The organism is Microbacterium marinum (assembly GCF_014204835.1).
Classification (GTDB): Bacteria; Actinomycetota; Actinomycetes; order Actinomycetales; family Microbacteriaceae; genus Microbacterium; species Microbacterium marinum.
Genome location: NZ_JACHMD010000001.1, coordinates 2,268,697 through 2,293,938, shown reverse-complemented (window position 1 = coordinate 2,293,938; position 25,242 = coordinate 2,268,697). Strand labels below are relative to the sequence as shown.

At 70.1% G+C, this 25,242-nt stretch carries 28 protein-coding genes; 13 read left to right on the top strand and 15 right to left on the bottom strand.

Annotated features, from left to right (window positions below; all coding sequences use genetic code 11):
- Nucleotides 1–6: 6 nt before the first annotated feature.
- On the bottom strand, nt 7–1,047 hold the full coding sequence (locus BKA24_RS11310) for an ABC transporter substrate-binding protein (protein WP_184218104.1): 1,041 nt from the start codon (nt 1,045–1,047) through the stop codon (nt 7–9).
- A gap of 125 nt (nt 1,048–1,172) precedes the next feature.
- Entirely contained in the window at nt 1,173–1,805 is a 633-nt protein-coding gene (locus BKA24_RS11305; RefSeq protein ID WP_184218102.1) for a biotin transporter BioY, read from the bottom strand.
- Between the two features lie 159 nt (nt 1,806–1,964).
- Here BKA24_RS11305 and BKA24_RS11300 point away from each other — a divergent pair, with 159 nt between their 5' ends.
- Nucleotides 1,965–3,563 (top strand): ATP-binding cassette domain-containing protein, encoded by a 1,599-nt coding sequence (locus BKA24_RS11300; RefSeq protein WP_184218100.1) that lies wholly within the window; start codon nt 1,965–1,967, stop codon nt 3,561–3,563.
- Between the two features lie 53 nt (nt 3,564–3,616).
- On the opposite strand, the gene BKA24_RS11295 is transcribed toward BKA24_RS11300, so the two are convergent.
- The 4 genes from BKA24_RS11295 to BKA24_RS11280 are packed head-to-tail and all read right to left on the bottom strand — an operon-like array spanning nt 3,617 to nt 5,502.
- Nucleotides 3,617–4,444 (bottom strand): SURF1 family cytochrome oxidase biogenesis protein, encoded by an 828-nt coding sequence (locus tag BKA24_RS11295; protein ID WP_184218098.1) that lies wholly within the window; start codon nt 4,442–4,444, stop codon nt 3,617–3,619.
- Nucleotides 4,441–4,644 (bottom strand): hypothetical protein, encoded by a 204-nt coding sequence (locus tag BKA24_RS11290; protein ID WP_184218096.1) that lies wholly within the window; start codon nt 4,642–4,644, stop codon nt 4,441–4,443. Before BKA24_RS11290 ends, BKA24_RS11295 begins: the two co-directional genes overlap by 4 nt.
- The gene (locus tag BKA24_RS11285) at nt 4,641–4,991 is read right to left on the bottom strand and encodes a DUF3099 domain-containing protein (RefSeq protein WP_184218094.1); all 351 of its coding nucleotides are present in this window, start codon (nt 4,989–4,991) and stop codon (nt 4,641–4,643) included. Before BKA24_RS11285 ends, BKA24_RS11290 begins: the two co-directional genes overlap by 4 nt.
- Nucleotides 4,992–5,007: 16 nt before the next feature.
- A complete protein-coding gene (locus BKA24_RS11280) occupies nt 5,008–5,502 on the bottom strand; it encodes a DUF4190 domain-containing protein (RefSeq protein ID WP_184218092.1) in 495 nt (164 codons plus the stop codon).
- 97 nt (nt 5,503–5,599) lie between these two features.
- On the opposite strand from BKA24_RS11280, the gene fabG reads away from it, so the two are divergent.
- Nucleotides 5,600–6,310, top strand: coding sequence for a 3-oxoacyl-ACP reductase FabG (gene fabG, locus BKA24_RS11275; protein WP_184218090.1), 711 nt, complete (start codon nt 5,600–5,602; stop codon nt 6,308–6,310).
- Between the two features lie 35 nt (nt 6,311–6,345).
- Here fabG and BKA24_RS11270 read toward each other — a convergent pair whose 3' ends face one another.
- The 3 genes from BKA24_RS11270 to glgC all read right to left on the bottom strand — a co-directional run bounded on the left by BKA24_RS11270 (nt 6,346) and on the right by glgC (nt 8,992).
- Nucleotides 6,346–6,993 (bottom strand): alpha/beta fold hydrolase, encoded by a 648-nt coding sequence (locus BKA24_RS11270; RefSeq protein ID WP_343066100.1) that lies wholly within the window; start codon nt 6,991–6,993, stop codon nt 6,346–6,348.
- An 83-nt stretch (nt 6,994–7,076) separates the two neighbouring features.
- A complete protein-coding gene (gene serB / locus BKA24_RS11265; protein ID WP_184218089.1) occupies nt 7,077–7,712 on the bottom strand; it encodes a phosphoserine phosphatase SerB in 636 nt (211 codons plus the stop codon).
- Between the two features lie 35 nt (nt 7,713–7,747).
- Entirely contained in the window at nt 7,748–8,992 is a 1,245-nt protein-coding gene (glgC, locus tag BKA24_RS11260; protein ID WP_184218087.1) for a glucose-1-phosphate adenylyltransferase, read from the bottom strand.
- Between the two features lie 76 nt (nt 8,993–9,068).
- On the opposite strand from glgC, the gene glgA reads away from it, so the two are divergent.
- The 3 genes from glgA (at nt 9,069) to BKA24_RS11245 (ending at nt 11,390) form a co-directional block, all read left to right on the top strand.
- Nucleotides 9,069–10,262 carry a glycogen synthase gene (gene glgA, locus BKA24_RS11255; RefSeq protein WP_184218085.1) on the top strand — a complete coding sequence of 398 codons (1,194 nt, stop codon included), beginning with the start codon at nt 9,069–9,071 and terminating at the stop codon, nt 10,260–10,262.
- A 10-nt stretch (nt 10,263–10,272) separates the two neighbouring features.
- Entirely contained in the window at nt 10,273–11,058 is a 786-nt protein-coding gene (locus BKA24_RS11250; protein WP_184218083.1) for an ABC transporter ATP-binding protein, read from the top strand.
- An 80-nt stretch (nt 11,059–11,138) separates the two neighbouring features.
- The gene (locus tag BKA24_RS11245; RefSeq protein ID WP_184218081.1) at nt 11,139–11,390 is read left to right on the top strand and encodes a type B 50S ribosomal protein L31; all 252 of its coding nucleotides are present in this window, start codon (nt 11,139–11,141) and stop codon (nt 11,388–11,390) included.
- Between the two features lie 69 nt (nt 11,391–11,459).
- Here BKA24_RS11245 and BKA24_RS11240 read toward each other — a convergent pair whose 3' ends face one another.
- On the bottom strand, nt 11,460–12,263 hold the full coding sequence (locus tag BKA24_RS11240; protein WP_184218079.1) for an exonuclease domain-containing protein: 804 nt from the start codon (nt 12,261–12,263) through the stop codon (nt 11,460–11,462).
- Nucleotides 12,264–12,328: 65 nt separating this feature from the next.
- Between BKA24_RS11240 and BKA24_RS11235 the strand changes: the two genes are divergently transcribed.
- Nucleotides 12,329–13,228, top strand: coding sequence for an alpha/beta fold hydrolase (locus BKA24_RS11235; protein WP_184218077.1), 900 nt, complete (start codon nt 12,329–12,331; stop codon nt 13,226–13,228).
- Here BKA24_RS11235 and BKA24_RS11230 read toward each other — a convergent pair.
- On the bottom strand, nt 13,188–13,748 hold the full coding sequence (locus tag BKA24_RS11230) for a CGNR zinc finger domain-containing protein (RefSeq protein ID WP_184220721.1): 561 nt from the start codon (nt 13,746–13,748) through the stop codon (nt 13,188–13,190). The two genes, BKA24_RS11235 and BKA24_RS11230, sit on opposite strands and share 41 nt — an antisense overlap.
- Nucleotides 13,749–13,823: 75 nt before the next feature.
- Between BKA24_RS11230 and BKA24_RS11225 the strand changes: the two genes are divergently transcribed.
- Nucleotides 13,824–14,837: an EamA family transporter gene (locus BKA24_RS11225; protein ID WP_343066099.1), complete on the top strand. Its 1,014-nt coding sequence runs from the start codon at nt 13,824–13,826 to the stop codon at nt 14,835–14,837.
- Here the strand turns inward: BKA24_RS11225 and BKA24_RS11220 are convergent.
- A complete protein-coding gene (locus BKA24_RS11220) occupies nt 14,785–15,258 on the bottom strand; it encodes an Lrp/AsnC family transcriptional regulator (protein ID WP_184218075.1) in 474 nt (157 codons plus the stop codon). The genes BKA24_RS11225 and BKA24_RS11220 overlap by 53 nt on opposite strands.
- 177 nt (nt 15,259–15,435) lie before the next feature.
- Here BKA24_RS11220 and pdhA point away from each other — a divergent pair, with 177 nt between their 5' ends.
- The 4 genes from pdhA to BKA24_RS11200 are packed head-to-tail and all read left to right on the top strand — an operon-like array spanning nt 15,436 to nt 20,070.
- Nucleotides 15,436–16,560 carry a pyruvate dehydrogenase (acetyl-transferring) E1 component subunit alpha gene (pdhA, locus tag BKA24_RS11215; protein ID WP_184218073.1) on the top strand — a complete coding sequence of 375 codons (1,125 nt, stop codon included), beginning with the start codon at nt 15,436–15,438 and terminating at the stop codon, nt 16,558–16,560.
- Entirely contained in the window at nt 16,557–17,567 is a 1,011-nt protein-coding gene (locus tag BKA24_RS11210; protein WP_184218071.1) for an alpha-ketoacid dehydrogenase subunit beta, read from the top strand. Before pdhA ends, BKA24_RS11210 begins: the two co-directional genes overlap by 4 nt.
- Nucleotides 17,564–18,907 (top strand): dihydrolipoamide acetyltransferase family protein, encoded by a 1,344-nt coding sequence (locus tag BKA24_RS11205; RefSeq protein ID WP_184218069.1) that lies wholly within the window; start codon nt 17,564–17,566, stop codon nt 18,905–18,907. Before BKA24_RS11210 ends, BKA24_RS11205 begins: the two co-directional genes overlap by 4 nt.
- A gap of 2 nt (nt 18,908–18,909) precedes the next feature.
- Nucleotides 18,910–20,070, top strand: a complete 1,161-nt coding sequence (locus tag BKA24_RS11200) for an acyl-CoA dehydrogenase family protein (RefSeq protein ID WP_184220715.1) — start codon at nt 18,910–18,912, stop codon at nt 20,068–20,070.
- Nucleotides 20,071–20,094: 24 nt separating this feature from the next.
- Here BKA24_RS11200 and BKA24_RS11195 read toward each other — a convergent pair whose 3' ends face one another.
- Both BKA24_RS11195 and BKA24_RS11190 read right to left on the bottom strand, forming a co-directional pair.
- Nucleotides 20,095–20,700, bottom strand: coding sequence for a histidine phosphatase family protein (locus BKA24_RS11195; protein WP_184218067.1), 606 nt, complete (start codon nt 20,698–20,700; stop codon nt 20,095–20,097).
- Nucleotides 20,701–20,709: 9 nt separating this feature from the next.
- A complete protein-coding gene (locus BKA24_RS11190; protein WP_184218065.1) occupies nt 20,710–21,582 on the bottom strand; it encodes a Sir2 family NAD-dependent protein deacetylase in 873 nt (290 codons plus the stop codon).
- Nucleotides 21,583–21,660: 78 nt separating this feature from the next.
- On the opposite strand from BKA24_RS11190, the gene BKA24_RS11185 reads away from it, so the two are divergent.
- Nucleotides 21,661–22,452, top strand: coding sequence for a TrmH family RNA methyltransferase (locus tag BKA24_RS11185; protein WP_184218063.1), 792 nt, complete (start codon nt 21,661–21,663; stop codon nt 22,450–22,452).
- Nucleotides 22,453–22,467: 15 nt separating this feature from the next.
- On the opposite strand, the gene BKA24_RS11180 is transcribed toward BKA24_RS11185, so the two are convergent.
- Nucleotides 22,468–23,322 carry an SGNH/GDSL hydrolase family protein gene (locus BKA24_RS11180; RefSeq protein WP_184218061.1) on the bottom strand — a complete coding sequence of 285 codons (855 nt, stop codon included), beginning with the start codon at nt 23,320–23,322 and terminating at the stop codon, nt 22,468–22,470.
- 86 nt (nt 23,323–23,408) lie between these two features.
- Between BKA24_RS11180 and BKA24_RS11175 the strand changes: the two genes are divergently transcribed.
- Nucleotides 23,409–25,241, top strand: coding sequence for a DEAD/DEAH box helicase family protein (locus BKA24_RS11175; protein WP_184218059.1), 1,833 nt, complete (start codon nt 23,409–23,411; stop codon nt 25,239–25,241).
- The last annotated feature ends 1 nt before the right edge of the window (nt 25,242 follow it).

The following is a 25,242-nucleotide window of genomic DNA, read 5'->3' as shown; positions in this document are numbered from 1 at the left end:
GTCAGATCACTCGGTGACCTTCGCCGCCGCCTCTCCGAGGAGGTCGACGAAATCGGCCGTCAGGTCGTTCGTGATGGACAGCGGGCTCGGGTTCGCCGCCGCCGACAGCGGAGCGTTCGAGAGCGGGAGGACGACGACCGCGCCCGAGGCCACGGCCGGGATCTTCGCCAGCAGCGGGTCGGCCTGCATCTGCGCGAGGGTGGTGTCGTCGCCGTAGGTCACGAGCACGTCGAGGTCGCTGAAGCGCTCGATCTCCTCGGTGCTGTTGGTGATCCAGAACTGGTCGGTGTTCTCCGACTGCTCCACAACCGTCGCGGCCGGCTCGAACCCGAGGTCCTGCAGGAAGAGCTGTCGGGGGTCCTCGAGGGAGTAGAAGCCGATCTGGCTGAGATCGGTGGCGTCGAACGAGCTGAAGATGGTCGTCTTGCCGGCGACCGCGGGGTACTCGGCGGTCAGTTCGCCGAGGTGCGCGGTGAGGTCGTCGACGAGCGCCTCGGCCTCGTCCTTCAGGCCGAGCGCGGTGCCGTTGATGGTCGTCAGCTCCTGCCACGTCGTGCCCCACGCGACGTCGGGGTAGGCGACGACCGGCGCGATCTTGGTGAGGGTGTCGTAGTCCTCCTGCGTGAGACCGGAGTAGGCGGCCAGGATGATGTCGGGCTGCGCGTCGGCGACCGCCTCGAAGTCGATGCCCTCGGCCTCGTCGAAGAGGACCGGGGTCTCGGCACCCAGCTCTTCGAGCTTGTCCTCGACCCAGGGGAGGATGCCGTTGTCGTCGTCGTCGCCCCACGTCACGGCGGGCATGCCGACGGGCACGACGCCCAGAGCCAGGGCGGCTTCCTGGTTCGCCCACGAGACGGTGGCGACCCGCTCGGGCTTCTCCGAGATGGTGGTCGTGCCGAACGCGTGCTCGATGGTGACGGGGAAGCCGGAGGACTCCGCCGCTTGATCCGAGGTGTCGTTCCCCGCGGTGGTGCCCGTGGTGGCGCATCCGGTGAGGACGAGGAGGGATGCCGCAGCGACGGCGACGAGAGAGCGGATGCGAGGCACGAGAGCTCCAGGGTCGAATGTTTAGGGTCGCCTAACCTTACATCCGCGCCCGTCCGTCAGGAAATCGTCGGACGCGAAACGGCCCGCACCGAAGTGCGGGCCGTCTCACGAAATGGAGGCGGGGATCAGCGGCGCGAGCGGCGCTCCACGGCGCGTGCGCCCAGCCATGCCGCCGGGATCAGGAGAGCAGCGAAGGCGGCCTTGATGAGACCCGGAACGATAAAGGGTGTGACACCCGCCTCGAGCACCAGCGCGACGGTCACCTCGGCGCCGACGACGGTGCCGAGAATCACGGCCATGTACGGCACGCCGATCAGGAACGGGACGATCGATGCACCCACGAAGCCGGCGAAGGCGAGCGCGGGCTTGCGGTCCCACGCGCGCTCGGCGACCCAGCCGGCGACGAACGCCGCCGGGATGAAACCGAGGATGAACCCGAACGCAGGGTTGAGGACGTAGGCCGGGCCCGCCAGGGCGCCCGCGAAGATCGGCGCACCGGCGAGCCCGGCGAGCATGTAGGTCGTCAGCGCGGCGGCGCCGCGCCGGGCGCCGAGCGCGGCTCCGACCACGATCACCCCGAGCGTCTGACCGGTGATCGGCACCGGGCCGATGAAGAAGGAGACCTTGGCGAGCAGCGCCACGAGGGCGACACCGGCCAGGACCAGGGCGGCATCCGTCGCGAGGGCACGTGCGCGCGTCGACGGCCGAGCGATCAGGTCGGCGAGGACGGGGCGCCGGACGGCGGTGGACAGGGACATCGGGCCTCCTGGGCGTCGGTGCGCGCGGCCGCGCGCTCATTCGCCACATCCTAGGGGCGCTCTCGCGCGGGCACGGGAAACGCTGTCGACGCGCGACAAGATCTATACTGGGGATTTGGCCGCTCGGCCGATTCCCCTCCCGAAGAACGGACGTCTGCTGTGCTCGCCGTGCACGATCTCGAGATCCGCGTGGGCGCCCGCACGCTCATGTCGGAAGTGTCCTTCCGCGTGTCGGACGGAGACAAGATCGGCCTCGTGGGCCGCAACGGCGCCGGCAAGACCACCCTGACGAAGGTGCTCGCCGGCGACCTCATCCCCGCGGACGGCAAGGTCGACCGCTCCGGAGAGCTCGGCTACCTGCCGCAGGACCCCCGTACCGGGGACCCCGAGATGCTCGCCCGGACGCGGATCCTCGATGCGCGTGGGCTCGGCACCCTCGCCCTGCAGATGCACGAAGCCTCGATGCTCATGGGCGACGACGACGAGACCGTCGCCGCCAAGGCGATGCGCCGGTACGGCAACCTCACCGAGCGCTTCGAGGCTCTGGGTGGTTACGCGGCTGAGGCCGAAGCGGCATCCATCGCGCACAACCTGTCGCTGCCGGACCGCATCCTCGACCAGCCGCTGAAGACACTCTCGGGTGGTCAGCGCCGCCGGATCGAGCTCGCCCGCATTCTGTTCTCCGACGCGCAGACGATGATCCTCGACGAGCCCACCAACCACCTCGACGCGGACAGCGTCGTGTGGCTGCGGGAGTTCCTGAAGAACTACAAGGGCGGGCTGATCGTCATCAGCCACGACGTCGAGCTGGTCGGCGAGACGGTGAACCGGGTGTTCTATCTCGACGCCATGCGGCAGGTCATCGACGTTTACAACATGAACTGGAAGAACTACCTCCGTCAGCGCGTCGCCGATGAAGAGCGCCGCAAGAAGGAGCGCGTCAACATCGAGAAGAAGGCGACCGCACTCCAGCTCCAGGCGGCACGGTTCGGTGCGAAGGCGTCGAAGGCCGCAGCTGCGCACCAGATGGTGGCGCGTGCGGAGAAGATGCTCTCCGGCCTGGAGGAGGTGCGCCAGGAGGATCGGGTCGCGAAGCTCCGGTTCCCGAAGCCCGCCCCGTGCGGCAAGACCCCGCTCATGGCGAAGGACCTCTCGAAGTCCTACGGGTCGCTGGAGATCTTCGCCGGCGTCGACCTCGCGATCGACCGCGGGTCGAAGGTCGTCGTGCTGGGTCTCAACGGAGCGGGGAAGACCACGCTCCTGCGCATCCTCGCCGGCGTGGACAAGCCCGACACGGGCCAGCTGGAACCGGGGCACGGTCTCAAGATCGGCTACTACGCCCAGGAGCATGAGAACCTCGACGTCACCCGGTCCGTCCTGGACAACATGATGTCTGCGGCCCCCGACATCACGGCGACCGAAGCCCGGAAGGTCCTCGGGTCGTTCCTGTTCACCGGCGACGACGTGCTCAAGCCCGCCGGCGTGCTCTCCGGCGGTGAGAAGACGCGCCTGTCGCTGGCGACCCTCGTCGTCTCGTCGGCCAACATGCTCCTGCTCGACGAGCCCACGAACAACCTCGACCCCGCCTCACGCGAAGAGATCCTCGGAGCGCTCGCGCACTACGAGGGCGCGGTCGTGCTGGTCTCGCACGACTCCGGCGCCGTCCAGGCGCTGAACCCCGAGCGCGTGCTCATCTTGCCCGACGGCGTCGAGGACATCTGGGGTCGCGACTACGTCGACCTCATCGAGTTGGCGTAACGCGGTCCGGACGTTGTTGGCGTGACGCGGTCCGGCGGGTGAGCTGACGCGGGTCAGCGGACGTCGAGGAGCTCGTCTTCCGCTTCCATGTCGCGATCGCGGCGGCCCGTCTTGCGCCGTCGCGGCACCGACTCCCCGGACTCCGCATCCTCGCGGCGATGCGCGACCTCGGTGCGGATCATGTACCAGATGAACGCGAAACCCATCACGGCGAAGAGGATCCACTGGATGGCGTACGACAGATGCGGCCCCGGGTCCTCCGACGGCGGCTCGAGTGCGTTCGGCCGTTCCGCCGCGGGGTCTTCGTCGGTCATCAGCACGTAGGCCGACGTCACAGCGGCGGACTCCTCGCCGATCGTCTCAGCGATCAGCGGCAGATCGATGGTCGCGACCTGCCCTTCGGGCGCCGACCGACCCTCGCGCGCGGACATCTCTCCCGGCTGCAGGCGGCCCGTGACGGTCGCCGTGCCGCTCGGCGGGGCGGGCACCGCATCGGGTTCCGGCTGATCGCGGCCAGGAGGGACCCACCCTCGATCGACGATCACGACGCGGCCGTCATCGGTGCGGAACGGGACGAGGACCTCGAAGGCACTCGTCCCGCCACGCGGGCGGTTGCGCACCAGCAGGGTGTCGTCGGCGAGGTACTCGCCGCGGAGCGTGACCGTGCGCCACTCATCGCTTGGGTCGAACGCCGCGCCGGGGGCGATCAGCTCCGCCAGGTCCACGGGAGCCCGGTCGTAGTTGCCGGCCACGAGCGCGAGTTCCGCCTCTCGCTCGGCACTGCGGGCGAACTGCCAGTTCGACAGCATCACGCACGCGATCGCGAACACGACGGCGACCGCCACGTAGCCGCTCCAGCGCAGGACGGTGCGCCGGTTCACGAGGTCGCCGCCTCGTCGAACCGCAGAACCTGCACCGGGAACTCCCTCGTCGCGAGGTAATCGCGCAGGAACGCGACGTGCTCGTCGCACGCCGCCCAGATCTTCCGCCGGTCGGGGGTGTGGATGCGGGGGTTGCGCCACACGACCTGCCACTCGGCGTCAGCGCGGCATCCAGCCCGGGAGCACTGCGCCGCGGTCACGTGCGATCCCCGTCGCGCTTCTCCTCGATGCGGATGATTCCCTCGCCAGTGTCGTCGGAGTCGACGAGCATCGGCGTCGACGACGTGATCTCCCGACGCGGCTGTTCCGCCCGGCGCGCGGTCGGGGCTGCGCTGACGTTGGCGATCACGACCGCGAGATACGGCAGGACCGCGGCACCCAGGGCGAACATCCATGTGTACCAGCTGTAGGGCGTGACCGTCACCATCAGGATGAAACAGGTGACGCGGACGCCCATGACGATGAAGTACTTCCGCGTACGGGCGCGGGCGTCCTCCTCGGGTGCGGTGGCGAGCGAGGTGGCCGACTGTGCGGAAGTGGATCTCATATGGCCCGCCGTGAACTCAACTGAAGGTGGTCGACCCCGACGATGCCGCCAGACCGATGATGAAGACGACCCAGATCACCCAGAAGACGATGAGCAGCACCCACATGCCGGTGCCGACCCACCCCACGATGGTGCCCGCCAGGGCCAGGCCACGGCCGTTCTCGCCGGAGGTCTTCACCTGCCGCAGCGAGATGTGACCCATGATCGCGCCCGCGATCGACCCGAGCACCGGGACGAAGGAGAGGCCCGCGATCGACGCGATGAGCGAGACGATCGCGAGGACGTTGGTGGGTCGCGCGGGCGACGCGGGTGCGTAGCCATAGGGCGCCTGGCCATAGGGTGCCTGGCCGTACCCCGATGCCGGGTACTGCGGCGCGGAGTACTGCGGCTGCGGGGCCGCGGGAGGCGGGTAGGAGCCTCCGTAGCCCGGTGCGGCCGGCGGTGCCGGGGGAGTCGTGTCGCCCGAGGAAGGCGGGGTCGGCTGCGGTGCGGGGTTCGTGGCGTCGGTCACGGACGTCTCCTTCGAGCGGGATGCTGCTCCCAGCGTACCGCCCGCACCGCGACTAGGCTGGGGCGGTTCCCCGCTGCCGTCATCTCCAAGGAGCACCATGTCCAGTGAACGCGTCGTCCTCGTCACCGGCGGCAACCGCGGCATCGGCCGGGCCATCGCAGAGCGCTTCGTCGCCGACGGCTACCGTGTCGCGGTGACGGCACGATCCGGGGAAGGTCCCGAGGGCACCCTGACGGTGCGGGCGGATGTGACGGATGCCGCGGCTCTCGACGCCGCGTACACCGAGGTTGAGCAGCAGCTCGGCCCCATCGCCATCGTCGTCGCGAACGCGGGCATCACGAAGGACACGCTTCTTCTGCGGATGACGGAGGAGGACTTCGACTCGGTCGTCTCGACCAACCTGGGAGGCGCGTTCCGGGTCGTCAAGCGTGCCGCGAAGGGGATGCTCCGCGCCCGGTGGGGTCGCGTGATCCTCATCTCCTCGGTCGTGGGCCTGTACGGCTCCGCCGGTCAGATCAACTACTCGTCGTCCAAGAGCGCGCTGGTCGGATTCGCACGGTCGCTGACGCGGGAGCTCGGCGCGCGGTCGATCACCGCCAACGTCGTCGCCCCCGGCTTCATCGAGACGGACATGACCGCGGCCCTGCCTGAGGACACCCAGGCGGAGTACAAGAAGAACATCCCCGCCGGACGGTTCGGCGATGCTGCGGAGGTCGCAGCAGTCGTCGCCTGGCTCGCCTCGGACGATGCGGCCTACATCTCCGGCGCGGTCATCCCGGTCGACGGCGGCCTGGGCATGGGGCACTGAGCCCACGATCCGACACGCGCGAGCGTGAGCTGCAATCAGCCGATGGCGGCCAGCAACGCGCGCGCCAGACGGTCGGGGTCGGAGAACTGCGGCCAGTGGCCGGTTCCGAGCGGGACCACCGTGGCGTCCTCGATCGCGTCGAACTCCGCGGCGAAAGCGCCCCACTGCTGCACGACCCGGCGGAACGTCTCCTCGTCCATGCCGCCCATCAGCATCGTCACCGGCACAGCGTGACGCGCCCCACCCGACAGAGGCAGCGGGTCGGTCGGCACCCTCGCGGGCACTGATCGCGTCGTCGGCGCGGTGCGCTCGCGGACCTCGGGGGCGAGATCGGCGACGTCCTCCTCGTCGAAGAAGTCCCACCCGGGGAAGGGGACGACGCCGTGTAAGACGGGGAACTCCGAGATCTCCGCGCCGGGAGGAGGCGGAGTGGTGTCGACGAAGACGACGCGCGCCACGCGGCCCGCGCGCGCCTCGGTTGCCGCCCAGGCCACGTTCCCACCACCGCTGTGGCCGACGAGGACCACGTCACCGTCGGCGCCGTCGATCTCCCTGACGACAGCCTCGATCCAGTCGGCGATCCCGATGTCCGAGGACTCGGGCGCGGCGACGCCGACACCGGGCAGGGTGGGGCGTGCGGGGTGTGACCGGCCTCCCGCAGGGGGTCGACGATGTCGTCCCACGACGAATCGTCGAGCCAGAGTCCGGGGATGAGGATGACGTCCATACCGGCGAGAGTACGCCCGGGCGCCGACACGCCACGAGGTCAGGGCAGGAGTGGGATGACCTGAGCCAGATCGACCGGTCCCACGACGACGTCGGCCTGACGTCGGACGGCGGGTTTGGCGTTGAACGCGACCCCCAGGCCTGCGGCATCCATCATCTGGAGGTCGTTCGCACCGTCGCCGATGGCGATGGTCCGGTCCGTCGGCACGTTGTGCTCGCGTGCCCATTCCCGGAGGGCGGCTGCCTTCCCCGCGGCGTCGATGATCTCGCCGTCGACCTCGCCGGTGAGAACCGCATCCGAGCTCACGAGCCGATTCGCGCGCCATACGTCGATCCCGAGGTCGGGCGCCACGACGTCGAGGATCTCGTGGAACCCGCCGGACACGACGGCAGCGACGCCACCGCGTCGATGGATCGCCTCGACGAGCTCGCGTGCCCCGGGAGTGGGCTCAACGCGGGAGAGCACCCGGGTGAACGACGCGAGTGGAACGCCCGCCAACTGCTCGACCCTCGACCGGAGGCTGGCGGCGAAGTCGACCTCGCCGCGCATCGCCGCCTCCGTCGCCGCCGCGACCTCGCGTCCACGTCCGGCTTCATCGGCGATCAGCTCGATGACTTCGTTGCGGATCAGCGTGGAATCGGCGTCGAAGACGACGAGGAATCGGGCGTCAGGCACCCGTCCACGCTATCGGGTCGCCGCGGCGTCCTCGGTCACGGGGTGATGCGGACGTTCTTGCCCACGACGGTCAGCCCGCTGTCGGTCACCGTGAACCCGCGGGAGAGATCGAGTTCGCGGTCGACCCCGACCGTGGCGCCCGCTTCGAGCACGACGTTCTTGTCGAGGATCGCCCGGTGCACCCGGGCACCCGCTCCGACGCTGACGTGGTCGAACAGCACGGAGTCCGTGATCGTCGAGCCCCCTCCCGAGAGCGTCCACGGTCCGACGACGCTCCGCTCGAGGTGGGTGCCCGAGAGCACGCAGCCGAGCGAGACGATCGAATCGATCGCGTTCCCGATGCGGCCGACGCCATCGCGCACGAACTTCGCGGGAGGCGAGTTGACCGACTGCGAGCGGATGGGCCAGTCCATGTTGTAAAGATTGAAGACCGGGAGCGCCGAGATCAGGTCCATGTGCGCGTCGAAGAATGAATCGATCGTCCCCACATCGCGCCAGTAGTCGCGGTCGCGGTCGGTCGACCCGGGCACGTCGTTGCGCTTGAAGTCGTAGACGGCGGCCTCGCCGCGGTTCACAAAGTAGGGGATGATGTCGCCGCCCATGTCGTGGTTGGACGTCGGCAGCTCGCCGTCTGCCTCGACGGCCTCGATGAGCGCGTCCGTGTCGAAGACGTAGTTGCCCATCGAGGCGAGGACCTCGCCGGGGCTGTCGACGAGTCCGGTCGGATTCTGCGGCTTCTCGAGGAAGTCGCGGATGGTCGAGCCGTCCTCGGGGTCGACGTCGATGACGCCGAACTGATTGGCCAGGCCGATGGGCTGACGGATGCCGGCGACCGATGCGCGCGCGCCCGAGGCGATGTGCGCGTCGATCATCTGCTGGAAGTCCATGCGGTAGACGTGGTCCGCGCCGATCACCGCGACGATGTCGGGCTTCTCGTCGTGGATCAGGTTCAGGGACTGGAGGATCGCGTCGGCGGAACCCGAGAACCAGCGCTTCCCGAGCCGCTGCTGGGCGGGGACGGAGGTGACGTACGCGCCGAGGAGGGCGGACATCCGCCAGGTCTGCGACACGTGGCGGTCGAGACTGTGCGACTTGTACTGGGTCAGCACGACGATCTGCCGCAGGCCCGAGTTGATGAGGTTCGAGATCGCGAAATCGATGAGGCGATATTGACCGCCGAAGGGTACCGCGGGCTTGGCCCGATCCTGCGTGAGCGGCATGAGCCGCTTCCCTTCGCCTCCGGCGAGGACGATCCCGAGTATCTTCGGCGATGCTGGCATGTGCCCACACTATGGCTGTTTGCGACCGGGCGGCCAGGACTATGTCACGTGTTTCGTGTGCCCTAGAGTTCGGTCCATGCGCGTCGACATCGTCACGAAGGAGTACCCGCCCGAGATCTACGGCGGAGCGGGTGTCCACGTCACCGAGCTGGTGCGTTCGCTCCGCTCGCGCATCGAGGTGCAGGTGCGCGCGTTCGGCGGCGGACGCGACGAAGCGGACACGACCTCCTACGCCGTGCCGCCGGGGCTCGCCGCGGCGAACCCCGCGGTGCAGACCCTCGGCACCGACCTCGAGATCGTCGGGGACATCGCCGGGGCGGACGTGGTCCACAGTCACACCTGGTACGCCAACTTCGCCGGGATGCTCGCTTCCATGCTCCACGGCATCCCGCACGTGGTCACGGCCCACTCGCTCGAGCCGCTGCGGCCCTGGAAGGCCGAGCAGCTCGGCGGTGGGTACGCGGTGTCGAGTCACATCGAGAAGACCGCGTACGACCAGGCGGCGGCCATCGTCGCCGTCAGTGACGGCATGCGTCGCGACATCCTCCGCAGCTACCCCGATCTCGACCCGCAGAAGGTCCGCGTCATCTACAACGGCATCGACGTCGACGCCTGGCACCCGCGAGAGGATGCCGCTCTCCTCGAACGACTCGGGATCGACAGCGCGCGTCCCTCCGTCGTCTTCGTCGGTCGCATCACACGGCAGAAGGGGCTCCCGTACTTCCTCCGGGCCGCCGAGCAGCTGCCCCCCGAGGTGCAGCTCGTCCTGTGTGCGGGGGCACCGGACACGCCCGAGATCATGGCGGAGGTGCAGGGACTCGTCCGCGACCTGCAGCGAACGCGCGACGGCGTGGTGTGGATCGAGGAGTTCCTCCCGCGTCCCGACCTGTGCGCGATCCTCACCGCCGCCACGACGTTCGTCTGCCCGTCGGTGTACGAACCGCTGGGCATCGTCAACCTCGAGGCCATGGCGTGCGGCGCAGCGGTCGTCGGCACGGCCACCGGCGGCATCCCCGAGGTCGTCGTCGACGGCGAGACGGGCCGCCTGGTGCCCATCGAGCAGGCTCAGGACGGCACCGGCACGCCGCTCGACCCCGATCGCTTCGTGGCCGACCTCGCGGCCACGCTGACCGAGGTCGTCTCCGACCCGGAGCGGGCGCACGCGTATGGCCGGGCCGGCCGCGAGCGCGCAGCGACGGCGTTCAGCTGGGAGGCGATCGCCGACGCCACGGCGGCGCTGTACCGGGAGGTCGCCGACTCCGGCCGATAGGCTGGGAGGCATGCCTGAGGTCCTCGAACTCGCCGACGTCGTCGTCCGCCGCAACGCCCGCAACATCGTCGACGGGATCGACTGGACGGTCGGCTCCGACCAGCGGTGGGTCGTCCTCGGACCCAACGGCGCCGGGAAGACGACGATCCTGCAGCTCGCGGCGACGTTCATCCACCCGACCTCCGGCGAGGTCACCGTTCTCGACGAACGACTCGGACGCACCGATGTGTTCGAGCTGCGGCCCCGCATCGGATTCGCGTCGTCGGCCATGGCCAAGCGCGTTCCCCAGGACGAGACCGTCATCGACGTCGTCCTGACCGCTGCCTACGCCGTGACGGGGCGCTGGCGCGAGGACTACGAGGCGATCGACGAGCGTCGCGCGCGGCGGGTGCTGGGGGAGTGGGGCCTCGGCGACCTCGCCGACCGGACCTTCGGGACCCTTTCGGACGGTGAGCAGAAGCGCGTGCAGATCGCCCGCGCCGTCATGACCGACCCGGAGCTCCTGCTCCTGGACGAGCCGACCGCGAGCCTTGACCTCGGCGCGCGCGAAGAGCTGCTCGGTCTGCTGGGCGGCTACGCCCGCGAAGAGACGACACCCGCCATGATCATGGTCACCCACCACGTCGAGGAGATCCCCGTCGGCTTCACGCACGTCCTCCTCCTGCGCGAGGGGCGCGTCGTCGCGCAGGGGCCGATCGCCGAGGCGCTCACGGCGGAGACCCTGACCGAAACCTTCGGGATGCCGATCACGTTGACCGCCGAGGATGGCCGGTTCGCCGCACGCGCGGCATCCTGATAGAATCGCTCCTTGGCGCACTCGCGCCGCAGACTTCCACCCGCCTCTGGCAAAATCCAGGGCATTTCGTGAGGAACCCAATGAAGACTGACATCCACCCCGAGTACAAGGCGGTCGTGTTCCGCGACCTCGGCTCCGGCGAGACCTTCCTGACCCGTTCGACGGTCACCAGCGACAAGACGATCGAGCTGGACGGCGAGACCTACCCGGTCATCGACGTCGAGATCTCGTCGGCTTCGCACCCGTTCTACACGGGCAAGCAGCGCATCATGGACTCGGCCGGTCGCGTCGAGAAGTTCAACCAGCGCTTCAAGAACTTCGGCAGCAAGTAAGCAGCCGTCCTCGAAAGCCCCGCTCCGGCGGGGCTTTCGTCGTTTCCGGGCGGATCCGCCCGGTGCCGATCAGCGGATCGGCCAGCTGCCGTCGAGTGCGTCTGCGGGGTCGAGGCGGCCGATGGAGATGAAGTACTCGGTCAGGCTCTCGGCCTGCGCTCGGGCCCAGCCGATCTGCTGCGTGTGCAGCTCGGGCGCGGTCAGGTCCAGGGCGAATCGTGCCGCGATCGCCTGTGCGACTCGGCCCGCGGCGACCGCATCGGCTGCCGCGTCGTGTGCGCCTTCCAGCACCACGGCGTAGTGCGCGGCGACCACCTCGAGGGTGCGCTTGCCGCGACGGTACCGGTCGAAGGTCTTGTCGACGACGAGGGGGTCGACGACCGGCGCGGGGGCATCGATCGTCGGGACGGCATGGCGGATGCCCTCGTAGCGGAGCATCGAGAAATCGAAGGAGGCGTTGTACGCGACGACCGGGATGCCGGCGTCGAAGAGCGCGCGCAGGGCGTCGGTGACCTCTGCGACGACCTCGCCCGCCGGCCGGCCCTCAGCCCGTGCGCGCTCCGTGCTGATGCCGTGGATGGCGCTTGCGCCCTCGGGGATCTCGACCCCCGGATCGGCCATCCAGCTCGTCGCTTGAACCACCGTGCCGGTCGCGTCGAGCACACCGACGTGCGCGGTGACGATCCGGTCCTCACGGACGTCCACGCCGGTCGTCTCGAGGTCGAAGACGCCGATCAGGCCGCCCGGCGCGGGGAGCAGCGGGACGGCCACGGACTCTTCGACGACGACCGCCACGGCCGTCTCAGCCACCGGTGCGGGCAGGTCGCCGAACACGTCGTCATCCCAGAGCGGAATCGCCTGCCAGCCGGTCATGCTCCGACGCTACGATGACGCTCCGACATCGCGGTCGCGGCGCGCCGCCCTCGTAGACTCGACGGGTGACCGCCGTGAATCCGTACGCCGCCGACCTCGCGCAGATCCCGGTGCATCGGCACGAGGTCGAGCTCGCGGGATCCACGACCGCGTACTGGGTGTACGGCGAGGCCGACGCCGAGACCACGATCGTCGCGGTGCACGGCTTCCGTGGCGAGCATCACGGACTCGAGCCGGTCGTCGCGCAGCTCCCGGGGTTCCGGGTCATCTCACCGGACCTCCCCGGGTTCGGCGAAACGGCACCGCTGCCCGGCCGTCGCCACGACCTCGACGCCTACGCGCAGTGGCTGACGGAGTTCGTCGCCGCCGTGGCCCCGGGCGCCGTGGTGCTCGGCCACTCGTTCGGATCGATCGTCGCCTCCGCGGCGGTCGCCCGCGGACTGGCGACTCCGAAGCTGATCCTCATCAACCCCATCGGCGCGCCGGCCCTCGAAGGGCCCCGCGGCATCCTCACCCGCCTCGCCGTGTTCTACTACGACGCCGGCGCGAAGCTGCCCACCCGCATCGGGGAGGCGCTCCTGCGCAATCCGCTCATCGTGCGGGTCATGAGTCTCGCGATGGTCAAGACGAAGGATGCCGCGATCCGGCGCTTCGTCCACGATCAGCACGACACCTACTTCTCGCGCTTCGCCGACCGCGACACCCTCCGCGACGCGTTCGTCACGTCCGTGTCGCACGACGTGCGCGAGGCGGCGTCCGCGATCGCTCAGCCGACGCTCCTCGTCGCGGCGGAGAAGGACGACATCACGCCGCTGTCCGCGCAGGTCACCCTGCGCGATCGATTCCCGGATGCGGAGCTCGAGGTGATCCCGCGCGTCGGGCACCTCATCCACTACGAGACGCCGCGTGAGGCGGCATCCGCCATCAGGCGCTTTCTTCGGCCTTCCGGCGCCGATACGCGTTGACGTTCATGCGGTTGCCGCAGTTGCCGGTGTCGCAGTACCGCTTCGAGCCGTTCTTCGAGTAGTCGATGTAGACGGCGGAGCAATCGTCGGCGTCGCATTCGCGCACGCGGTCGAAATGGTCCGACCGGATGACGTCGACGAAGGCCATCGCCACCTCGACGGTGATGCGTGTCGCCAGCGGCGCCTGGTCATCGGTGGCGTGGATGTGCCAGTCGTACCCGTCGTGGATCGTGAGCTGGGGGAGTGCCTTCCCCTCGCGGAGCATGGCGTTCACGATCGGGACGGCAGCCTCGCGATCGCCCGCCCACAGCATGCGCAGACGGGTGCGCGCTGCGCGCAGCTCTGACAGCTCGACGTCGTCGCGCCGGATCGTGCCGCTGTAGGGGAACTCGCGGAGGAACGCAGCCAGATCGTCCTGGGTGGCGAGTCGATCGAGCCCGTCGGCATCGGTCTCGGGGAGCGAGTTGACGAGCGCGGTCGCCGCGCGGAGGGACAACTCCGTGTCACGGATGAACATGATGTTGACTCCTGACGAAGGGAAACGCTACTGTCACCAGTGTAAGCACACATCACTCCTGACAATCGGAGCAGCCCGGTGACGCACACGGCGCCTCGCACCCTCGCTCGCACCACGAGCACCCGCCCCGCGACCACCGTGGTCCAGGCCCGAGGCCTGCTGATCGCCGTCCTGAGTGCGCTGGCCTTCTCCGTCAGCGGGCCGATCGCCAAGCCGCTTCTCGAGAACGGGTGGTCGCTCGCGGCGGTCCTCTTCGTGCGGATGGCGGTCGCGGGGCTGGTCGTGTCTCCGGCGCTCATCCGCACGCTGCTGCGGCAGCGCCGGTTCCTCCGCACCCACTGGCTCTCGCTGGTCGCCTTCGGTCTCATCCCCGTGGCCGGCTGCCAGCTGCTCTACTTCTCCGCCATGCAGCGGATGCCGGTCGCCGTCGCGCTCCTGATCCAGTACCTCGCGCCGGTGATGCTCGTGCTGTTCGTCTGGCTCCGCACCCGCACCGCTCCTTCGCGCGCGGTGATCGCAGGCTCCGTGGTCGCGATCGCCGGCCTCGTCCTCGTCGTCGACATCGCGGGGGCGCGGTTCGATCCGCTCGGCACCGTGTTCGCCCTGCTGGCCGCCGTGTGCGTGTGCTTCTACTTCGTCATGAGCGAGCGGACGGGGCCGGACCTGCCCCCGCTGGCCCTCGCCTCCGGCGGTCTGTTCGTCGGCGCCGCCGCGATCGGCGTGCTGGCCCTCGTGGGTGTCCTGCCCTTCACTGCGCCGCTGCTCACCGTCCCCGTGGCCGGCGTCCCGCTCCCCGCGATCGCGGCGCTCCTCCTGGTCGGCGTGTGCACGGCGATCGGATACTCGTTCGGCGTCATGGCGGTGCCGCTGATCGGGTCGCGTGTCGCGTCATTCGTGGGCTTGTCCGAGGTGCTGTTCGCCCTCATGTTCGCGTGGATCCTGCTGGCCGAGACTCCCGCCCCGATACAGTTCGCGGGGGGAGCGCTCATCCTCGTCGGCGTGGTGCTCGTCCGTCTCGACGCCCGCGCCGCGGCGGCAGTCAGTGCTCCCGTCGAGCCGCTGCCAGGAGAGGTCGGACCCGGTATCCGATGACCTCGCCCATGGCGAGGGACGTCTCGGTGCGCTCGACCCCCTCGATCGCGAGGATGCGGGCGTCGACATCGAACAGGTGCTGCGTGTCCCGCGCGGCGACACGCACGAGCAGGTCGATCGGACCGCTCAGCCCGTGACACTGCACCACCTCGGGGATCTGCTCGAGCTCGGCGGTGATCCGCGGGAGATCGGCCTGCTTCACCTGCACCTGCAGGACCGCGTCGATCGTGTAGCCCAGCGCGGCCGGTGACATCGCGCGCTCGAACGAGAGGAAGACCCCCGAACGCTCGAGCTTGGCCATCCGAGCCTGGACGGTGTTGCGCGACAGCCCGAGCCGCTCGCTGAGGGCGACGACGGTGGCGCGGTGGTCGTCGGCGAGCGCGTTCAGCAGCTCGAGATCGACGTGGTCGAGGGCGCTCATAGTGCGAAACCATAGCAAACCCCATCGCGGCATCCTGCGCATGATGCTCAATTCGATCTCGGATGCTTGAGCGAGGTGCAATGTCGGCATAGTCTCGCGGCATCCGGCGACGATGCCGGTGTTCTGCGCCGGTCACCCCTTCACGAGAGGGGCGACCGCGATCAGAGAGGGACGATGATGACCGACACTCTGACCCCGGCCGCCGCGCGGTCGACCGACACCGACGACGTCGCCCGGCTGCTCGATCACACCGGCTCCCGTGTCGCCGACGAACGGCTCGATCCGTGGATCGCCGACGTCGACGCCGCGATGCTCCGCGAGCTGTACCGCGACATGGCGATGACGCGCCGACTGGATGCCGAAGGCGTCGCCCTGCAACGCCAGGGACACCTCGGCCTCTGGGCACCCGCACACGGGCAGGAGGCCGTCCAGGTGGGCACCACCTGGGCCTGCCACGACGACGACTTCCTGTTCCCGACCTACCGTGAGGTCGGCATCGAGCTCGTCCGCGGCATCGAGCCCGCGGACTTCGTGATGGTGTGGCACGGGGCGAAGCACTCCTCGTGGGACCCCTCCGTCGCCCACGTCGCCAACCCCCAGATCATCATCGGCGCGCAGAGCCTCCACGCCGTCGGATACGCCATGGGCATCCAGCGCGACGGGGGCGACCAGGTCGCGGTCGCCTACTTCGGCGACGGGGCGACGAGTCAGGGCGACGTGAACGAGGCGATGGTGTTCGCGGCATCCTTCGAGAGCCCCGTCGTCTTCGTGTGCTCCAACAACCAGTGGGCCATCTCGGAGCCGGTGGGTCTCCAAGCCCAGTACCCGATCGCCGGACGGGCGCCCGGCTTCGGCATCCCCAGCATGCGCATCGACGGCAACGACGTGCTCGCGTGCGTCGCGGCGATGCGCTGGGCGGCGGACCATGCACGCAGCGGACTCGGACCGGCGTTCATCGAGGCGGTCACCTACCGCATCGGTCCCCACACCACCTCCGACGACCCCACCCGCTACCGCGATCCCGCCGAAGTGGACTACTGGCGCGCGCGTGACCCGCTCGCCCGCGTGGAGGCCTACCTCCGCCGCATGGGAGCGTTCGACGACGCGTTCCGTGACTCCGTCCAGGCCGACGCCGACCGATTCACCGCAGCGATGCGGGCCGCGGTCGTCGAGGCGACGCCCCCGCCCCCGCAGCGGCTGTTCGAGAACGTCTACGCGGAGCCGCACACCGGCATCGAAGAGCAGCGGGCGGCCTTCATGGCCTACCTCGACGGCTTCGGCGCGGAAGGCGGTGCGGCATGACCCAGCTGACGCTCGGCAAGGCGCTGAACGCGGGGATGCGGCGCGCGCTCGCCGACGACGACAAGGTCCTCGTCATGGGTGAGGACATCGGAAAGCTCGGCGGCGTCTTCCGCATCACCGATGGCCTCCAAGCGGAATTCGGCCCCCGTCGCGTCGTGGACACCCCTCTGGCGGAGTCCGGGATCGTGGGCACCGCCGTCGGGCTCGCGTTCCGCGGGTTCCGTCCCGTGGTCGAGATCCAGTTCGACGGATTCGTCTACCCGGCGTTCGATCAGATCGTCAGTCAGGTCGCCAAGCTCCACTACCGGACGCAGGGGCGGGTCACCATGCCGCTGACGATCCGCATCCCATGGGCGGGCGGGGTCGGCGCCGCCGAGCACCACTCGGAGTCGCCCGAGGCGTACTTCGTGCACACCGCGGGGCTCCGGGTCGTCGCAGTGTCGAATCCTCAGGACGCCTACACGATGTTGCGGCAGGCCATCGCGTGCGATGACCCGGTCATCTTCCTCGAACCGAAGCGGCTCTATCACGCGAAGGGGGAGGTCGATGTCGATGCCGACATCGCCGACGCGGCGCCCCTGGGCCTCGCCAGAGTCGTTCGCGAGGGCTCCGACGTCACCGTCCTCACGTACGGGTCGCACGTGACCACGGCTCTCGACGCGGCGCTCGCCGCAGAGGATGAGGGGATCTCGCTGGAGGTCATCGACCTGCGGTCGATCTCACCGGTGGACTACGCCGCCGTCACGGCATCCGTCCGGCGCACGGGTCGCGTCGTCGTCACGCACGAGGCGTCGCGCGAAGGGGGTGTGGCCGCGGAGATCATCGCGAGCGTCACCGAGAAGTGCTTCCACTACCTCGAGGCGCCGCCCGTGCGGGTCACCGGCATGGACATCCCGTACCCGCCGGCGAAGCTCGAGCGGTACCACCTGCCCGACCTCGACCGGATCCTCGACGCCGTCGACCGGGTCATGGGCCGGCCGAACAGCCTCTCGGAGGTGTCCGCATGATCACCGACTTCCGTCTCCCCGACCTCGGGGAAGGTCTTCCCGAGGCCGAGATCGTGCAGTGGCACGTGGCGCAGGGCGACCAGGTGACGCTCAACCAGACGATCGCCGAAGTCGAGACCGCCAAGGCCATCGTCGAGCTACCCTCTCCGTTCGCGGGGACCGTCGCCGCCCTCCGACACGACGCGGGCGATGTCGTCGCCGTCGGCGAGGTGCTCATCTCCTTCGATGTGGCCGGCGCCGAGGCACCCGCGCCCGAGGAGGACGACGTGCCCGCTCCGGCCGAGACGCGCGAGCCGAACCTCGTCGGCTACGGAGCCGAGCCGCGGGCAGCCGGCCGCCCGAAGCGTCGGGTGCGCGGGGCGTCGGCCGGCGGATCCGCCGACGACGCGGTCCGGGAGGCCGCGCCTCACGACGCGATCGTCGCGGCGCCGCCCGAGCGGGAGATGCGGGAGCGTCCTCGCTCCACGCCGCCGGTGCGGAAGCTCGCGAAGGATCTCGGCGTCGAGCTCGCCCTCGTCGAGGCATCGGGTGCGTCCGGGATCATCACCCGTGAGGACGTCGAGGCCTACGCGGGCCGGACAGCGACGGCGCCGACCGTTCCGGTGGGCATCGATCGGCCGTCCGACCGCTCCGCCACGGAGCGCGAGGAACGCATCCCCATCCGCGGCGTCCGCAAGCACACCGCCGACGCGATGGTGCGGTCGGCGTTCACCGCACCGCACGCGTCGACGTTCCTGACCCTGGACGTCACGGCATCCGTGCGTCTGGTGGAGGGACTGCGTGCCGATCGACGGTATGCCGACCACCGCGTGGGGATCCTGGCGGTCGCGGCGAAGGCCGTCTGCGTGGCGCTCAGGCGCACCCCCGACCTCAACGCCACGTGGGACGAGGCCGCCGGTGAGATCGTGCGTCGGCGCTACGTGAACCTGGGCATCGCGGCGGCGACCGACCGCGGTCTCGTGGTCCCCTCGGTGAAGGACGCCGACAGGATGTCGCTGCTCGAGTTGGCAGGCGCAATCGGCGAGCTCGCCGCGACCGCGCGTGCGGGACGGGCGACGCCCGCGGACCTCAGCGGCGGCACCTTCTCGATCACGAACTTCGGGGTCTTCGGAGTGGATGCCGGGACGCCGATCCTCGTGCCCGGCGAGGCGGGGATCCTGGGGCTCGGCGCGGTCCGCCGCCAGCCCTGGGAGTTCGAGGGCGGCATCGCGCTGCGCGACGTGCTGACGCTCAGCCTCTCGTTCGATCACCGGCTCGTCGACGGTGCCGAGGCGGCGAGGTTCCTCACAGACGTGGGGGACATCCTCCGCGAGCCGGGACGGGCGATGGTGCTGGCATGAAGATGGATCTCTCCGGTTACGGACTCTCCGAGGAGCAGTACGAGCTCGCCGGTCTTGTGCGCTCCTTCGCGGACGATGTCGTCGCACCGGTCTCGTATGAGGCCGATCGCACCAAGACGCTCCCGATGGACGTGGTCGCGCAGATGGGGGAGATGGGGCTGTTCGGACTCCCGTTCCCCGAGGAGGTCGGCGGGCAGGGCGGCGACTACGTGGCTCTCGGACTGGCGATCGAGGCCCTCGCGAGAGTCGACCAGTCGATCGCCATCACGCTCGAGGCAGGGGTGAGCCTCGGTGCCATGCCGGTGTTCCGGTTCGGCACCGACGTGCAGCGGTCGGAACTCCTGCCCGACCTGCTGGCCGGCCGCGCGCTCGCCGGGTTCGGCCTGACCGAGCCGGAGGCGGGATCGGATGCCGGGGCGACCCGCACCACCGCTCGACTGGACGGCGGCGAGTGGGTGATCGACGGCGCCAAGCAATTCATCACGAACTCGGGGACCCCGATCACCCGATTCGTGACGGTGACCGCGGTGACGGGAGAGCGTGCCGATGGTCGCCGGGAGGTGTCGACGATCATCGTCCCCACGGGCACCCCCGGATTCTCCGTCGGACCCGCCTACGACAAGGTGGGCTGGCATGCCAGCGACACCCACCCGCTCACCTTCGAGGGCGCCCGGGTGCCGGAGGCGAACCTGCTGGGAGAGCGCGGCCGGGGATTCGCGGGGTTCCTGCACATCCTCGACGAGGGGAGGGTCGCGATCGCGGCCCTTGCGACCGGCGCGGCGGAGGGATGCTTGGAGGCGGCCGTCGACTACGCGCAGAGCCGGGTGGTGTTCGGCGAGCGCCTCGGAACGCGTCAGAGCATCCAGTTCATGCTGGCCCGCATGCAGCAGCGCGTCCACGTGGCGCGACTCGCCTGGCTCCATGCGGCGCGGCTGCGTGACGCGGGCCGCCCGTTCAAGGTCGAGGCCGCGATCGCCAAGGTCACCGCGAGCGATGCTGCGATGGACAACGCCCGCGACGCGACGCAGATCTTCGGCGGGAACGGCTTCATGAACGAGTACCCGGTGGCACGCCACTACCGCGACTCGAAGATCCTCGAGGTCGGGGAGGGCACCACCGAGGTTCAGCTGCTCGTCATCGCCCGGGCGCTGGGCGTGGCGTGAGGCGCCGCGTCGTCGGGCGCCCGCTCAGGCGGGGACGCCCGGCGACGCGAGCAGTCGGAGCCGCTCCCGCTCGACGAGGAACGTGTGGCGCGAGCCGTTGGCGAGGCGTATGCCGTCCTCGGGGTGGAGTCCGGCTGTGGCATGACGCAGCACCGCGCGGATGAGCGCGCCGTGCGCGACGACGACGATTTCGGGTGCGCGGGGCGCGGTCGCCGCGCGGGCGTCACGGATGACCTGACGCATCGCGTCGATGGCGCGTGAGGTGACGTCCGGCCATTCCTCGGCGCCGGGGATCTCCGCGGTGTGCCAGGAGCCCCATCGCGCGAGGAACTCGGTGTCGGTCATGCCCTCGGCTTCGCCGTAGGAGCGTTCGCGGAGGGTGGCGTAGCTGCGCAGCACCTCGATGCCGAGGACGTCGGCGATGATCTCGGCGGTCTCGCGCGCGCGGGAGAGGTCGCTTGACGCGAGGATGAGCGGCACGGTCGGGTCGCGCTGCTCGGCGAGCGCGAGGCCGACTTCCCGTGCCTGCGCGCGTCCGGTGGCGTTGAGCGGGATGTCCGTCGACCCCTGGATGCGGCGGTTCAGGTTCCAGTCGGTCTCGCCGTGGCGCACGAGGGTGAGGGTCGTCACCGTTCGAGCCTACGGTGCCGAAGGGGCCATGCCGTCCGCGGCGGTCAGCTCGCGGGCGAGTTCGGTCAGGACCTCCGAGGTGCCCGCGTCGACTTTGACGGTTGCCCGGGAGTCTCCTCGTGTCTGGCCGCGGTTGACGATGACGACGGGCATCCGTCGCCGGCGGGCTCGTTCGAGCAGACGGATCCCCGAGTTGACGACCAGGGACGAGCCGGCGATCAGCAGGGCGGTGCTGCTGTGCACGAGCTGCTCCGCCTCGCGGAACTTCTCGGCGGGGATGAACTCGCCGAAGAACACGACGTCGGGCTTGAGGACGCCGCCGCACACCGAGCACACCGGGACGACGAAGTCGTCTCCGACGTGGGGGAGGACGTCGCCGTCGGGGCCGAGCTCGACGTTCTCCGGGACCGTGATCCACGGGTTGTCTTGTTCGACACGGATCGCGAGGTCGCGACGATCGAAGACCTGGCCGCAGTGCAGGCAGCTCACCCGCCGCATCGTGCCGTGGAGTTCGACGACCCGGTGGCTTCCGGCGCGGACGTGGAGACCGTCCACGTTCTGGGTGATGACACCGGATGCCGCGCCGGCGCGCTCGAGCGCGGCGAGCGCCCGGTGGCCGGCGTTGGGGGAGGATGCCGAGAATGCCTTCCACCCCAGGTGGCTGCCCACCCAGTACCGCCGACGGGAGGCGTCGTCGGTGAGGAACTGCTGAGCGGTCATGGGGGTGCGGACGGGAGCGCCCTTGCCGCGGTAGTCGGGGATGCCCGAGTCGGTGGAGACGCCGGCCCCGGTGAGCACCGCGATCCGGTGTCCGCGCAACACGTCGATGGCCGTCCGAACGGCCTCCGCGGTCTCCGCGTCCTCATCCCACAGCGTGCCCACGCCACCTCCCGACTGCAGGTTCGAGCCTACGCCGTCTGCCGGCGCGGGCCGCCGACGGTGCGTGACACCATGGGCACCATGACCATCGAGCGGATCGACGATCCTGCCGACCCGCGCCTGGCCGATTACCGCGGATTGACCGACACGGCCCTGCGCCGGGTGGCCGAACCCGCTGGCGGGCTCTACATCGCCGAGTCCGCGAAGGTGATCGCCCGGGCGGTAGCTGCCGGACACCGCCCGCGTTCGCTCCTGGTGCAGGAGAAGTGGCTGGCGGATGCCGAGTCGCTGGCGGGTTCTGCGCCGGTGTACGTGGTGCCGGATGCCGTGGCCGAGGAGGTCACGGGATACGCGGTGCACCGGGGCGCCCTCGCCGCGATGCACCGTCCCGATCTGCCCGCGGTGGCCGATCTCGTCGCCCGGGCGCGGCTGGTCATGATCCTGGAGGATGTCGGCGATCACACGAATGTGGGTGCCGCCTTCCGGGCCGCGGCGGGGTTGGGTGTCGACGCGGTCCTCGTCTCGCCGCGCTGCGCCGACCCGCTGTACCGCAGGAGCGTGCGCGTGAGCATGGGGACCGTCTTCCAGGTGCCGTGGACGAGGATGCCGGAGTGGGATTCGGTCGCGCCGATCCTCCGCTCCGCCGGGCTGCATGTGGCCGCTCTCGCGCTGACGGAGGATGCTGTCCCGCTCGACCGGTTCGCCGCTCGTCGACCCGACCGCGTGGCCGTGGTCCTCGGGTCAGAGGGCGACGGTCTGTCCCGCCGCGCGCTCGCCACCGCGGACACCGTCGTCACGATCCCGATGGCGGGCGGCGTCGACTCCCTCAACGTGGCCGCGGCCTCCGCGGTCGCCCTGTGGGCGCTGCGCTGACCGGGAGCGGTCCGGTCAGTCGGCGTCAGAGGGCTCCGGGCGTCGGTACATCACCGGCAGCGCTTCAGGCCGCTTCGCGGTGATCGTGTCTCCCGACGACTGGTGGCGGAGGCGGCGCAGGACCCAGGGCACCAGGTACTCCCGCGCCCAGATCAGGTCGTTGCCGCGCGCCGCACGCCACGTCGTCGACGGCAGCGGGTCGGGCTGCATGGCCTGCAGGTCGTTCGGCACGTTCAGCGCCCGCAGGACCATGCGGGCGACCTCGTGGTGTCCGAGCGCGTTCATGTGGAGGCGGTCGTCGTCGAAGAACCGCATGTCCTGGACCTCTTTGAGCGCCCACTGGTCGGCCACGATGCAGTCGTACCGGTCCGCGATCGCCCGGATGTTCTCGTTGTAGATCGCGACCCGGCCGCGGATGCCGCGGAAGACCGGGGTGAAGGCGGTGTCGATGCCGGTGAACACGACGACGGTGGCGCCCTGCGAGGACAGCCGCGCGACGGCATCCTCGAACAGCTCGGCCACCGCGTCGGGGTCACCGCCCGGGCGGATGACGTCGTTTCCACCGGCGGAGAAGGTCACCAGGTCGGGCTTGAGCGCGAGCGCGGGTTCGACCTGCCCGTCGACGATCTGCCCGATCAGGCGGCCGCGGACGGCGAGGTTCGCGTACGCGAAGTCGTCCACCTGCGCGGAGAGGACTTCGGCGACACGGTCGGCCCACCCGCGGTGGCCGCCGGGGAGGGAGGGCTCGGGATCGCCGATGCCCTCCGTGAACGAATCTCCGAGGGACACCATGCGTCGCCACGGGTGGGCCGTCGCATTCGGGACGTACGGGGTGCGGTTCTCGTCGGTCGCCGGCTCGTTGTTTCGCATGAGACCTCCGCTTCGAGGCTACCTGTCGGTGGGAGCATCTATCGTGGATCGACGTGACGGGGAACGAGCGAGCCGGAGAAGCGGAGGTGTCCGAACCCGCCGACGGCGGACACTTCGGCAGCTTCGCCGCCGAGCACCTCTCCCCGGCCTTCCCGCAGCGCGCCCCGTGGGGAACCGCGCAGAACCTCCGCGCCTGGCAGGCCGAGGCGCTCGAGCAGTACTTCGACGCGGACGGGCCTGAGGGCGTGGGGCGGGGGCCGCGCGACTTCCTGGCCGCGGCGACCCCGGGTGCAGGCAAGACGACCTTCGCGCTCCGTCTCGCGAGCGAGCTCATGCGACGCGGGGTCATCGACCGGATCATCGTCGTCGCTCCGACCGAGCACCTGAAGACGCAGTGGGCGGATGCCGCGGCGCGCGTCTCCATCCGCCTCGACCCCCGCTTCAGCAACAAGCACTACGCGCCGGCCCGGCACTATCACGGCGTCGCGGTCACCTACGCGCAGGTGGCGGTGAAGGCGTCGGTGCACGAGCGTCTCGTGCTGGACTCCCGCGCCCTGGTGATCCTCGATGAGGTTCATCACGGTGGCGACGCGCTCAGCTGGGGCGACGCGCTGCGGGAGGCGTATGGGCGGGCGACGCGACGCCTGCTGCTGTCGGGCACGCCGTTCCGCAGTGACACGGCGCCGATCCCGTTCGTCGAGTACCACCCGAACAGCAAGGGCATCCGCATCTCGCGGACGGATTACAACTACGGCTACGGGCGCGCGCTCGCCGACGGCGTTGTCCGTCCCGTCCTCTTCCACGTGTACGCGGGCCAGATGCGCTGGCGCACCAAGGCGGGGGACGAGTACGAAGCCCACCTCGGGCAGGACAACACGAAGGACATCAACTCGCAGGCCTGGCGCACCGCGCTCGATCCGCAGGGTGACTGGATTCCCGCCGTCCTGCGCTCCGCCGACCGTCGGCTCAGCGAGGTCCGCCAGGACGTGCCCGACGCCGGCGGGCTCATCATCGCGACCGACCAGACGGCGGCACGGGCGTACGCGGCGATTCTGCGGGACATCACCGGCGAGGCGGCGACCGTCGTGCTCTCGGACGACAAGGCGGCGTCGGGTCGGATCGAGACCTTCGCGCAGTCGACCACCCGCTGGATGGTGGCCGTCCGGATGGTGTCGGAGGGCGTCGACGTCCCGCGACTGGCGATCGGCGTGTACGCGACGAGCGCCTCGACGCCGCTGTTCTTCGCGCAGGCCATCGGCCGCTTCGTTCGGGCCCGGCGCCGAGGCGAAGCGGCATCCGTGTTCCTTCCGAACGTCCCGCAGCTGCTCGCGCTCGCGAACGAGATGGAGCGCGAGCGCGACCACGCCCTCGATCGCGAGAGCGACGGGGAGGACTCGCTCGAGGACGACCTCCTGGCGGAGGCGGAGCGGGAGGACAAGGCCTCCGATGCGCTGACGGAGGAGTTCAGCTACCAGGCGCTCGGGTCGGTGGCGCACTTCGACCGGGTCCTCTACGACGGCAAGGAGTTCGGCCAGCTGGCCGTTCCCGGAACGCTCGAGGAGGAGGAGTTCCTCGGAATCCCGGGTCTGCTCGAGCCCGAGCACGTCCACGAGCTCCTCATGCAGCGCCAGTCCCGGCAGACCCGCCACCGCCACGCGCGGGAGGCGCAGGAGCAGAAGACCGGGCTCCCCGCGAACGAGGTCGAGGCGACGCTCCCGCCCGCCCTCCACCGAACCCTGCGCGAGCAGCGGCAGCTGCTGAACAGCCTCGTGGGCCTGTACGCGCGGCAGAGCGGCGAACCCCACGGCTCGGTGCACGCCGAGCTCCGTCGGGTCTGCGGCGGGCCCGAGGTCGCCCGCGCGACGGTCGCCCAGCTGCAGGCGCGCATCGATGTCCTCCGCCGCCGCGTCCACTCCTGAC